Origin of the sequence: Streptomyces sp. NPDC005266, assembly GCF_040607655.1 — a bacterium.
GTDB lineage: Bacteria > Actinomycetota > Actinomycetes > Streptomycetales > Streptomycetaceae > Streptomyces.
Genome location: NZ_JBEXHC010000012.1, coordinates 10,536 through 22,241, shown reverse-complemented (window position 1 = coordinate 22,241; position 11,706 = coordinate 10,536). Strand labels below are relative to the sequence as shown.

Here is an 11,706-nt window from a genome sequence, read left to right as displayed (position 1 = left end):
CCACACAGCGGTGACAGCGCCGCTGGCGAGTGTCGAGCTCATGCGAACCGACACCCCTCCCGAGGCGCCGCCCGGGACACCCCTGCACACCTTGCCGGCGCGCCGGCACGTCGCGGTCGATCGCGGCCGTCCGGTGCTCGATGTCGTGGTTCCCGTCTACAACGAGGAGGCGGACCTCGAGCGGTGCGTGCGACGGCTGCACGACCATCTGGCCCGTACTTTCCCCTACCGGTTCCGGATCACCATCGCGGACAACGCCAGTACGGACCGCACGCCCCATGTCGCGGCCTATCTCGACGACACGGTCGAGGAGGTGACGGCGGTCCGGCTGGAGGAGAAGGGTCGCGGCCGGGCGCTGCGCACCGTGTGGTCGCTGTCCGAGGCGCCCGTGCTCGCCTATATGGACGTCGATCTGTCCACCGATCTCAACGCGCTGCTGCCGCTGGTGGCGCCGCTGATCTCCGGTCACTCGGACCTGGCGATCGGGTCGCGGCTGGCGCGCAGCTCGCGCGTGGTGCGCGGACCCAAGCGGGAGTTCATCTCGCGCGCGTACAACCTGATCCTGCGCGGCTCCCTGGCCGCCCGCTTCTCGGACGCCCAGTGCGGCTTCAAGGCGATCCGTAAGGACGTCGCCGAACGGCTGCTGCCGCTGATCGAGGACGCCGGGTGGTTCTTCGACACGGAACTGCTGGTGCTGGCCGAGCGGGCGGGGCTGCGCATTCACGAGGTCCCGGTGGACTGGGTCGACGACCCGAACAGCACGGTGCACATCGTGAGGACGGCGACCGAGGACCTCAAGGGCGTCTGGCGGGTGGGGCGTGCGCTGGCGACCGGTGCGCTCCCGCTGGACCGGGTGCGCCGCCCGTTCGGGGACGATCCGCGGGACCGCGAGCTGAGCGGGGTGCCGGGCGGGCTGGCCCGGCAGCTTGTCGGGTTCTGTGTGGTCGGCGCGCTGAGCACGCTCGTCTATCTGGCGCTGTACACGGTCTTCCGGCTCGGTACGGGCCCGCAGCCGGCCAACGCGCTGGCGCTGCTGCTCTCGGCGCTCGGCAACACCGCGGCCAACCGGAGACTGACCTTCGGCGTCCGCGGACGGGACCGCGCGGTGCGCCACCAGGCCCAGGGACTGGTCGTCTTCGCCATCGGCCTCGCGCTGACCAGCGGGTCCCTGGCCGCCCTCGACGCCGCCCCCGGCGCCCCCTCGCACGGCACCGAACTGGCCGTGCTGATCGCGGCCAACCTCGCCGCGACCGTGCTGCGCTTCCTGCTCTTCCGGGCCTGGGTCTTCCCGTCGGACAGCGGGGCCACCATCGACCACGATCCGAGGAACACCCGATGACCCGTTGCGACTACGGCACCCGGGACGCCGGACCCCTGCCCCCGGTGCCGACCATGCCCCCGGCCGGCCCGGGCGCGCATCGTGCGGAGGGACCGCGGGTTCCCGGCGGCTCGCGCCTGGCACGGGCGTGGCGGGGCCGGCCGGAGGACCCGCGCTGGGCGCGGCCCGCGTTGTGGGCGCTGCTGGCCGGGACCACGGTGCTCTATCTGTGGAGTCTGGGCGCCTCGGGTTACGCCAACCAGTTCTACTCGGCCGCCGTGCAGGCGGGCAGCGAGAGCTGGAAGGCGTTCTTCTTCGGCTCCTCCGACGCCGCGAACTCCATCACCGTCGACAAGCCCCCGGCCGCGCTGTGGCCGATGGTGCTGTCGGTGCGGGTCTTCGGGCTCTCCTCGTGGGCGGTTCTCGTCCCCGAGGCGCTGATGGGCGTGGCGACGGTCGGCGTCCTGTACGCGGCCGTACGGCGCCGGTTCAGCGCGGCCGCCGGGCTGATCGCGGGCGCGGTGCTCGCGGTCACCCCGGTGGCCGCGCTGATGTTCCGCTTCAACAACCCGGACGCGCTGCTGTGCCTGCTGATGGTCTCGGCGGTCTACTGCGTACTGCGCGCCCTGGAGGACGCCCGGACGACGTGGCTGGTGTGGGCGGGCGTCTGCTTCGGCCTCGGCTTTCTGACCAAGACGCTGCAGGCGTGGCTGATCCTGCCGCCGCTGGCGATCGTGTACGCGGTCTGCGCCCCGGCCAAGCTGGGCCGCCGGATGGGTCAACTGCTTCTCGCGGGGCTCGCGATGGTGGTCTCCGGCGGCTGGTGGGTCGCGATCGTCGAGCTGTGGCCGGCGTCCTCACGGCCCTACATCGGCGGCTCGCGGCACAACAGCTTCCTGGAGCTGACCTTCGGCTACAACGGTCTGGGCCGGATCAACGGCGATGAGACCGGCAGCGTCGGCGGCGGCGGTCCGCGCGGTGGCGGTGGCGGTGGCGGCGGCAGGTGGGGCGAGACCGGAATCGGCCGGCTCTTCGACTCCGACATGGGCGGTCAGATCGCCTGGCTGCTGCCCGCGGCGTTCCTCCTGCTGGCGGCGGGAATCCGGCTGACCCGGAAGGCCGAGCGGACGGATGCCCGGCGCGCGGCGTTCCTGGTGTGGGGCGGAGCGCTGTTGATGACCTTCGCGACCTTCAGCTTCATGTCCGGGATCTTCCACCAGTACTACAACATCGCCCTCGCCCCGTATATCGCGGCGATCGTGGGCATGGGCGCGGCGCTGCTGTGGGAGCGGCGGTCGAGCGTGGCGGCCTCGGTGGTGCTCGCCGTCACGGTGGCGGCCACGGCCCTCTGGTCGTACGTGCTCCTGGGCCGGTCGGCGGACTGGCATCCGTGGCTGCGCTGGGCGGTGCTGATCGCCGGGCTCGCGGCGGCCGTCGGGATGCCGCTCGCGGCGCGGCTGGGCCGGACGACGGCGCTGGGCGTGGCGGGGCTCGGCCTCGCGGCGGCGCTGGCCGGGCCCGTCGCGTACTCGCTCAACACGGTCGGTACCCCGCACGGCGGCTCGATCGTGACGGCCGGTCCCGTTGTCTCGGGCGGTATGGGCGGACCGGGCGGTGGCGGTCGTCCCGGCGGTGGCCGGATGGGCGGCCCGCCGGGGATGCCGGGCGGCCGGAACGGCGCGTTCCCCGGCGGCTTCCCGCGCGGCGGGCCCCAGCAGAACGGCACGGCCCAGGGCCAGGGCCAGAACGGCACCGCCCAAGACCAGGGCCACAAAGGTCGGCCCGGCATGATGCCCGGAGGCGGCCTGGCCGAAGGCGCCGGGCGCGGTACGGGCGGCGGCGGCATGGGCGGGCTGCTGGGCGGTCGGCAGGTCGGCGCAGCCGTGAAGGCGAAGCTGGAGAAGAACGCCGACAGCTACACCTGGGTCGCCGCGGCGGTCGGGTCGCAGAACGCCGCGAGCCACCAGCTCGCCACCGAGAGGCCCGTGATGGCCATCGGCGGCTTCAACGGCAGCGACCCGTCCCCGACCCTCGCTCAGTTCAAGAGGTATGTGCGGCAGGGCAGGATCCACTACTTCCTCTCCTCGGGTACCGGCATGGGCGGCGGCCCCGGCGGCGGCAGGGACGGCACCTCCTCCCGGATCGCCGCCTGGGTCGAGGCGAACTACCCGGAGGTCACCGTGGGCGGCACCACCCTTTACGACCTGACGCGGAAGGCGGAGACGTCCCCGGAGGCCTCTAAGGAATAATTCCCTGTACGTCGTAGGGCGGCGCTTGTACGGTGTATGGCGAGCCAGTCACAGTCATACACCGCACAAGCCCTGGAGACTCCATGACGGCATCGACCGCCGATACCGCTCCCGCCGCCCCGCCCGATGGCCCGGCCGGCGGCCACCCCCGGCGCTGGCTGATCCTCGCCGTCATCTGCCTGGCTCAGCTCACCGTGCTGCTCGACAACACCATCCTCAATGTCGCGGTCCCCTCCCTCTCCCGGGAGATGGACGCGAGCACCGCCGACATCCAATGGATGATCAACGCCTATTCGCTGGTCCAGTCCGGGCTTCTGCTCACCGCGGGCAGCGCGGCCGACCGCTACGGACGCAAGAAGATGCTGATCGCCGGGCTCGCCCTGTTCGGCGTGGGGTCGCTCACCGCGTCGATGGCGCAGGGGCCCGGTCAGCTGATCGCCGCCCGCGCGGGCATGGGGATCGGCGGGGCGCTGCTGATGACCACGACGCTCGCCGTGGTGGTGCAGGTCTTCGACCAGGAGGAGCGGACGAAGGCCATCGGCGTGTGGGGCGCGGTCAGCTCCCTCGGCTTCGCGGCCGGTCCGCTGATCGGCGGATCGCTGCTGGAGCACTTCTGGTGGGGCTCGATCTTCCTGATCAATCTCCCCGTGGCACTGCTCGGCCTCGCCGCCGTCGTCCGGCTGGTGCCGGAGTCCAAGAATCCGACGGGCGACCGGCCCGATCTGCTCGGTGCGCTGCTCTCCACCGTCGGCATGACCGGAATCGTCTTCGCGATCATCTCCGGGCCGGAGCACGGCTGGACCTCGCAACGCGTCCTGCTGTCGGCCTTCGTCGGCGTCGTCGTGCTGACCGGCTTCGCGCTGTGGGAGCGCCATATCCCGTATCCGATGCTGGATATGCACTTCTTCCGCAACCGCCGGTTCGTGGGCGCGGTCGCGGGTGGCATCCTCGTCGCCTTCGGCATGGGCGGTTCGCTCTTCCTGCTCACCCAGCATCTGCAATTCGTGCTCGGCTACGGCGCGTTGGGCGCGGGGCTGCGCACCGCACCGCTCGCCCTGGTGATCGTCGTGCTCAATCTCTCCGGTGTCGGCGCGCGGCTGCTTCCCAAGCTCGGCCCTCCGCTGACGATCGTCACCGGGATGGGGCTGCTCGCGGCCGGTCTCGCGGCCATCGCGACGCTCGGCGCGGATGGCTATGGCGGAATGCTGATCGGGCTGGTGGTGATGGGGATAGGCATCGCGCTCGCCATGCCCGCGATGGCGGCGGCCATCATGTCGGCCATCCCCGCGGAGAAGGCAGGCGTGGGCGCGGGGGTCAACGGCACCCTCACCGAATTCGGCAACGGCCTGGGCGTCGCCGTCCTGGGCGCCGTGCTGAACTCGCGCTTCGCCTCGCTGCTGCCCGCGGTGGCCGCCGGAGCCGGCTCGCTTCCGGCCGCCGTCGCCTCGGCCCGCACGCCCGAGGACCGGGCGGCCGTGGCGGACGCCTTCGCTTCCGGCGTCGAAACCGGTCAGCTGGTCGGCGCGGTGGCCGTACTGGCGGGCGGGGTGCTGGCCGCGCTGCTGCTCAGCCGGGCAGAACGATCTTCACAGGCATCACCGGCGGCATAGCATCGGATATGTACGACCCGCTGCGTACGGTGCTCCCGGTACGTGGCTCAGCGCATCGGAGAAGGAGAGCCCGCCATGGCGACCGACAGCCGTGTCATCCGTCCGCGGTCCAGTGTCTGGCTCTCCGAGCGCAAGGCCCCCAAGCGCAAGGGTGATCAGCAGCCGGTCGGGCTCGACCAAGTGAAGATCGTCGCGGCGACGGTCCGGCTGCTGGACGCCGAGGGCCTCTCGGGGTTCTCGATGCGGCGGCTCGCGGCGGAGCTCGGAGTCACCGCCATGTCCGTCTACTGGTACGTCGAGACCAAGGACCATCTGCTCGAACTCGCCCTTGACGCCGCCATGGGAGAGATCAAGCTGCCCAGGGAGGCCGTCGGGCAGGTGGAGGGCCTTGAGCCCCCGGAGGAGGAAGAGCCGCGGGACTGGCGCGGGCAGCTGCGCCAACTGGCCTCCGAATACCGGCAGGTGCTGGTCCGCCACCCCTGGCTGCCCGCACTGCTGGGCGAGTACCTCAACATCGGGCCCAACGGGATGGCGTTCGCCAACGCCGCCCAGGGGGTGATGCGCAACAGCGGTCTGCCGATGGACAGGTTGCCCAGCGCGCTCTCCCTCGTCTATCAGTTCGTCTATGGCTTCAGCACCATCGAAGGCCGCTTCGCCGCCCGCTGCCGGGCGGCCGGGGTCACCCAGGACGAACTGCTGAACGAAGTGATGAGCATGGTCGACGACCGGCCGGAGTTCGAGGAATCACGGCAGATCATGGAGGCCCGCGGCGGCGACACGGTCGAGGAGATGCGCGACCGGGACTTCGCCTTCGCGCTGGACTGCGCGATCGCCGGTATCGAGGCCCTGCGGGACGCTGCCCGGGAGGGCTGAGCCGGGCCGACCACGCCCCCGGGTCACGGGGCGGCGACGACACAGGGCGGCGAACCGTCAGCCAGCGGGAAGCTCCTCGCCCCGCACGGCCTGGCCCCCTTGAACTGCTTGAATGGCCAACTCGACACGCAGCGTCGTGCCGATCGCCGCGATACCCGCCGCGACCACCTGGTTGTAGTTCATCGCGAAATCCTCGCGGCGCAGCTCCACGGTGGCCCGGAAGGCCGCGCGCACCCCGCCCCAGGGGTCGGGGCCGGTGCCCAGATACGTCAGATCCAGATCCACCTCCCGGACGACGCCGTGCAGCGACAGCTCCCCGTGCACCGTCCACCGGTCCGCGCCGGCCGCGCTCAGATGCGAGCTCTGGTAGGTCAGCACCGGGTACTGCTCGACGTCGAGGAAGTCGGGCGACTTCAGATGGCCGTCCCGCATCCCGTTCCCGGTGTCGATGCTGGCCGCCTGGATCACCGCCTCGACCCTGGACTTCTCGAGGGTCTCGGCTATCTCGATCCGCCCGCCGAACTCCGTGAACCGGCCGTACACGCTGGAGATCCCCAGATGCTGCGCGACCGCGCCCACCGTCGAATGCACCGGGTCGAGCGTCCACACCCCCGGCGGGGGCAGCTCCACGCCGCCCTGCCGCGCCAGCACCACCGTGCCCAGCTCGGCGCGCCCGGAGGCCGTGACGATCGCCGTCGACGCGACGGGCGCATAGCCGACCGCGGTGGCGATGACCGTGTACGGACCGGCCGGCAGCGGCTCGTCGGTCCGCACGGAACCGTCCTCGGTGGCCTGCGCGCGCAGCACCTGGGCGCCCGTCATATCCGTGACGGTCAGCACCGCGTGCTGGACCGCCCAGCCGTCACGGGTGCGGATCCGGGCCCGCAGCCCCGCGCCCCCGCCTGCTCCTGCTCCTGTGGTCGTCATTCCGCCTCTCGCTCCCGCTCCCGTGTTCTTGGTCTTCCCCCGCCGGACCCGGCGGCGGCGTGCGGCCGTCCCCTGCCGTGAATACACCGCCGCCGGGCCCGGGGTTCCGGTCCGGCGGGATTCCGCCGTCCCGGTCCGGGCCGGGGCGCGTCTCCGCTCGTCGCGCCCCTGCCCGGGGTCGTCACTCGCCCGGGTGGGCGAGCTCGATGTCGTGGCCGTCGACTCCGGTTCCGGAGACCGTCAGCGCGCCCGCGACCGGCGGGTAGCCGCTCGCGATGACCGTGTAGTCGCCCGCGTCCAGGTCGGTGAAGGCATACGCCCCGTCGTCCCCGGTGGTGGCGGTGGCGACCACGTTCCCGGCCGCGTCCACGAGCGTGACCCGCGCGTCCGGCAGCGGCCGCCGGCCGGCGCCGGCCCGTACGGTGCCCTGCACCCGGGCGCCCGCCTGCAGCGCTATCTCCAGCCGGGTCAGGCCCTGGGCGCCGACCTCGACGGGCAGCGCGGCGGGCCGGAAGCCGGGGGCGTTCACCGCGACCGTGAAGGTCCCGGCGACCAGTTCCTCGAAGCCGAAGTCGCCGTTCTCCCCGGTCTTCCCGGTGGCCAGCACCTCGCCGCGGACATCGGTGACCACGACCATCGCGGCGTCGACCGGCTCCCCGTCGGCGGCGGCGCGCACGGTGCCGGCCAGACCGCTGGTGGCCGAGAGGACGATGTCGAAGCCGAGCGGCTCGTCACCGACCACGACGGTGGATGCCTGCGGCTGGTGGCCGTCGGCGGCCGCGATCAGGACGTACGAGCCGGAGCCCGGCGCGTCCAGGGCGTAGGAGCCGTCGGAGTGCGCCACCGAGCGGCCGAGCTGGCGTCCGGCCAGCGAGATCAGCGTTACCGCGGCGCGGGGGACGGCGCCGCCGTCTCCGTTCCGCACGAAGCCGTGCACACCCTGCCGGTGCGGCTCGTCCGGGCCGTCGCCCCCGGCGGAGGCGAGCGCCGCCAGCCGCTGCGGGGCGGTGGCCGTAAGGGCGCCGTCCGCGTCCTTTGCGTTCGGCTTGTGCACATCGGGGGCCGGAGCGCCCACGAGGGCGGGCTCCAGGTCGGCGGCCTGGCCGGCGGCGGCCAAGGACTCCACCGGGTCCACGGTGTCCGCCGGGGCGGACGCGGCCTGCTGGGTGCCGGAGTTGGTCTTCAGCGCGACCTCCTTGATGAACAGGGTGACCACGAAGGCGAGCAGCGCGGCCGGCGCGGCGTAGAGGAAGACGTCCGCGACCCCGTGGCCGTAGGCGCTCTCCACGATCGTGCGGAACGGCGCGGGGAGCTTGTCCAGGTCGGGGATGCCGCCGCCGACGGTGCCACCGTGGCCCAGCGCGGCGCCCTTGGGGCCGAGCTCGGCCACGCCGTCCTTGACGTAGTGGGTGACCCGGTTGCCGAGCACCGCGCCGAGCGCCGAGACGCCGACCGCACCGCCCAGGGACCGGAAGAAGGTGACGACGGCGCTGGCCGCGCCGAGGTCCTGGGGGGCGACCTGGTTCTGGGTGGCGAGCACCAGGTTCTGCATCATCATGCCGATGCCGAGGCCCATGAGCGCCATATAGAGGGCCAGGTGCCAGTACGGGGTGTCGTACCGCATGGTGCTGAGCAGTCCCAGCCCCGCGGTGAGCAGCGCTCCGCCGCTGACCAGCCACACCTTCCAGCGGCCGGTCTTGGTGATGATCTGGCCGGAGACCGTCGAGGAGATGAACAGGCCGCCGATCATCGGGATGGTCATGACGCCGGACATCGTCGGCGACTTGTCGCGCGCCAGCTGGAAGTACTGGCTGAAGAAGACGGTCCCGGCGAACATCGCGACACCGACGAAGAGCGACGCCAGCGAGGCCAGGGTGATCGTCATGTTGCGGAACAGCCGCAGCGGGATGATCGGCTCGCTCGCCTTGGACTCGATCAGGACGAAGATCAGGGCGAGGACGATCGAGCCGCCGACCATCGCGTAGGTCTGCCACGAGATCCAGTCGTACTTGTCACCGGCGAAGGTCACCCAGACCAGCAGCAGCGAGACGGCGGCGCTGACGAAGAAGGCGCCCGCCCAGTCGACCTTGACGTCCCGCTTCACGACCGGGAGCTTCAGGGTCTTCTGCAGCACGATCAGCGCGATGATGGCGAACGGCACGCCGACGTAGAAGCACCAGCGCCAGCCCAGCCAGTCGGTGTCGGTGATCACACCGCCCAGCAGCGGGCCGCCCACGGTCGCGACGGCGAAGGTCGCGCCCAGGTAGCCGCTGTAGCGGCCACGCTCGCGCGGCGAGATCATCGCGGCCATGACGATCTGGGCAAGGGCGGACAGACCGCCGACGCCGATGCCCTGGATGACGCGGCAGGCGATCAGCATGCCGGCGTTCTGCGACAGGCCGGCGACGATCGAGCCCGACACATAGATCAGCAGGGCGACCTGGACCAGCAGCTTCTTGCTGAAGAGATCGGAGAGCTTGCCCCACAGCGGGGTGGCGGCCGTCATGGACAGCAGGGCGGCGGTGACGACCCAGGTGTACGAGGACTGGCTGCCGTGGAGGTCGGCGATGATCTCGGGCAGCGCGTTCGAGACGATCGTCGAGGACAGGATCGCGACGAACATGCCGAGCAGCAGCCCGGAGAGCGCCTCCATGATCTGCCGGTGGGTCATAGGCGCCGAGGAGTCGGCGCCGTGCCCGTGATGGCCCCGGTGTCCCCCTCCGCCCTGCTTGGCGTGGGCGGGGTGCCCCGCGGGACCCCGCACACCGCCGTCCGGTGTGGTCGTTGCCATGAAGTTCCTTATCCTTGCGAAGGTGTACGGGTGGTGCACTCCCCCTGGTGGGGCAGGGCCCGGGAACGGGTGTCCCCGAAGCCGGCCCGCAGCCGGGCGAGAAGTTCATTGAGACGGTCGACGTCCTCGTCGGACCAGTCGCTCAGACAGTGGGCGAGCGCGTTCGTATAGCGCTCGGATACGTGCCTGAGCAGCTTTTCTCCGCTGGCGTTGATGCTCAGCAGCCGGGACCGGCGGTCGAGTGGATCGCACTTGCGGTCCACCCAGCCGCGCTCGGCGACATGCGCCACATGGCGGCTGGTCACCGACATATCGATGTCGAGCAGCTCGGCGAGTTTGCTCATGCGCATCTCGCCGTAGCGCTCGAGGAGCATCAGGACGGCGGCGGCGCCCGCCGGGCAGTCGCTCGGCAGGATCCGGCCCAGACCGCGCTTGACGGTGCCGATGGCGCTGAGCTGCCGGGCCAGCTCCTCGTAGTGGCTCTGGGTGGCCACGGCACCTCCTGCGGAGACGATAAGTTGCTTAGGGCAACCATAGAAGAAGTTAGTTGCTGCAGGCAAATTAAAGGGCGGTCTGGGCGGTAAATTGCGATTAAAGGCTCGGCCTCTTATCGGTCAAGCGGGACCGGTGAGGTGTGAGGGACTGGATGGACCCGGGGGTGTCCCGGATTCCGCTTGTTCGCTAGGGTCGTGGGTCATGGCGAACAACCCCCAGAACCCCAACGGCGGTCACGACCCGGCCGGCTCCACCCAGATGTTCCGTGCCTTCGTCGACGAGGGCACGCGGCAGCCGCAGGCGGCCGCCGCGTCGAGCAGCGGTTCGCGCGTCGGCGTGATCGTCGGTGTGATCGCTGCGGTCGTCATCGTCGCCGCGGTGGCCTGGCTGGCGCTGGCCTGAGCCTGGGAGCTCGGGCTTGGTCCGAAGGCCCGGGGAGCCGGCCTTACGACTTCCAGACGGCTGAGACTTCCCGTGTCTCGATGTGCACGCCCAGCGGCACCCGCCAGTCGTCCACGCACACCGTCCAGGTCTTCTTCCTCTTCTGACCCGCGCCGATCGGCGCGGGCAGTTCTTCCTTGACTCCAGTGCCGCCCAGTCGATGCCCATCCCGTCGATGACATGCGTCCCGAAGGTGACGGTGCCTGAGGTGACGGCCACGCCACCGGTGTTGCGGAACTCCACGGTCACCTTCTCGCACCGGCGTTCGCCGGCCGCCGCGCGCTCCGGGGCGCCGACCTCCAGTACGGCCGGTCCGGTGGGCGTCGTGGGTGTGGTGGGTGAGGCGGACGGCGAAGACGGGGATCCGGAGGGTGTGGGCTCGCCGGGCTCGTCGTCGTCCGTACCGCGGCCGGGGGCGCCGGAGTCGCCCTGGCCGCCGCTCGGGACCGCAGGGCCCATGGCGCCGATGCCGTCCGCCGGCCGTCGGGTCGCGTCCGCTCCGCCCGTGCCGCCCGTGCCGCCCGTGCCGCCCGTGCCGCCCGTGCCGCCCGTGCCGCCCGTGCCGCCCGTGCCGCCCGTGCCGCCCGTGCCGCCGGTGCCGCCCGTGCCGCCGGTGCCGCCCGTGCCGCCGGTGCCGCCGGTGCCGCCGGTGCCGCCGGTGCCGTCCGCTCCGCTGGTGCCGCCCGTGCCGCCCTTCGAGGTGCGGCCGCCGGGTGGTGGGGAAGAGGGCCCGCGCGATGTCCCTCCGTCCGGCCCGTTACGGGCGGCGGCGGGTCGGCGGGCCGTGTCCCGGCCGTCGCCACGGTCGCCGTCCCGGTCCCGTGGCACCAGGGTCACCCCGTCCGTGGGGCGGGACGGCCTTCGCCGTCCGCCGGCCGTCGGGTCGCGTCCGCTCCGCTGGTGTCGCCGGTGCCGCCGGTGCCGTCCGCTCCGCTGGTGCCGCCCGTGCCGCCCTTCGAGGTGCGGCCGCCGGGTGGTGGGGAAGAGGGCCCGCGCGATGTC

The 11,706-nt window shown here is 72.0% G+C and carries 8 protein-coding genes; 5 read left to right on the top strand and 3 right to left on the bottom strand.

From position 1 onward, the window contains the following. The first annotated feature begins 40 nt into the window (after positions 1 to 40). The 4 genes from ABZU99_RS21540 to ABZU99_RS21525 all read left to right on the top strand — a co-directional run bounded on the left by ABZU99_RS21540 (position 41) and on the right by ABZU99_RS21525 (position 6,050). Positions 41 to 1,339, top strand: coding sequence for a bifunctional glycosyltransferase family 2/GtrA family protein (locus tag ABZU99_RS21540; RefSeq protein WP_356046627.1), 1,299 nt, complete (start codon positions 41 to 43; stop codon positions 1,337 to 1,339). Next, entirely contained in the window at positions 1,336 to 3,567 is a 2,232-nt protein-coding gene (locus ABZU99_RS21535) for a glycosyltransferase family 39 protein (protein ID WP_356046625.1), read from the top strand. The genes ABZU99_RS21540 and ABZU99_RS21535 overlap by 4 nt, the downstream gene beginning before the upstream one ends. A gap of 83 nt (positions 3,568 to 3,650) precedes the next feature. Further along, positions 3,651 to 5,177, top strand: a complete 1,527-nt coding sequence (locus ABZU99_RS21530; RefSeq protein ID WP_355951542.1) for an MFS transporter — start codon at positions 3,651 to 3,653, stop codon at positions 5,175 to 5,177. Between the two features lie 75 nt (positions 5,178 to 5,252). Continuing rightward, a complete protein-coding gene (locus ABZU99_RS21525) occupies positions 5,253 to 6,050 on the top strand; it encodes a TetR/AcrR family transcriptional regulator (protein WP_355951540.1) in 798 nt (265 codons plus the stop codon). A gap of 57 nt (positions 6,051 to 6,107) precedes the next feature. Here the strand turns inward: ABZU99_RS21525 and ABZU99_RS21520 are convergent, their stop codons facing one another. The 3 genes from ABZU99_RS21520 to ABZU99_RS21510 form a co-directional block, all read right to left on the bottom strand. Beyond that, on the bottom strand, positions 6,108 to 6,977 hold the full coding sequence (locus ABZU99_RS21520) for a YceI family protein (protein ID WP_356046622.1): 870 nt from the start codon (positions 6,975 to 6,977) through the stop codon (positions 6,108 to 6,110). Between the two features lie 181 nt (positions 6,978 to 7,158). Further along, positions 7,159 to 9,768 carry an MFS transporter gene (locus tag ABZU99_RS21515; RefSeq protein ID WP_356046620.1) on the bottom strand — a complete coding sequence of 870 codons (2,610 nt, stop codon included), beginning with the start codon at positions 9,766 to 9,768 and terminating at the stop codon, positions 7,159 to 7,161. 8 nt (positions 9,769 to 9,776) lie between these two features. Then, positions 9,777 to 10,262, bottom strand: coding sequence for a MarR family transcriptional regulator (locus ABZU99_RS21510; protein WP_356046618.1), 486 nt, complete (start codon positions 10,260 to 10,262; stop codon positions 9,777 to 9,779). A gap of 202 nt (positions 10,263 to 10,464) precedes the next feature. Here ABZU99_RS21510 and ABZU99_RS21505 point away from each other — a divergent pair, with 202 nt between their 5' ends. Further along, the gene (locus ABZU99_RS21505) at positions 10,465 to 10,665 is read left to right on the top strand and encodes a hypothetical protein (protein WP_355951528.1); all 201 of its coding nucleotides are present in this window, start codon (positions 10,465 to 10,467) and stop codon (positions 10,663 to 10,665) included. The last annotated feature ends 1,041 nt before the right edge of the window (positions 10,666 to 11,706 follow it).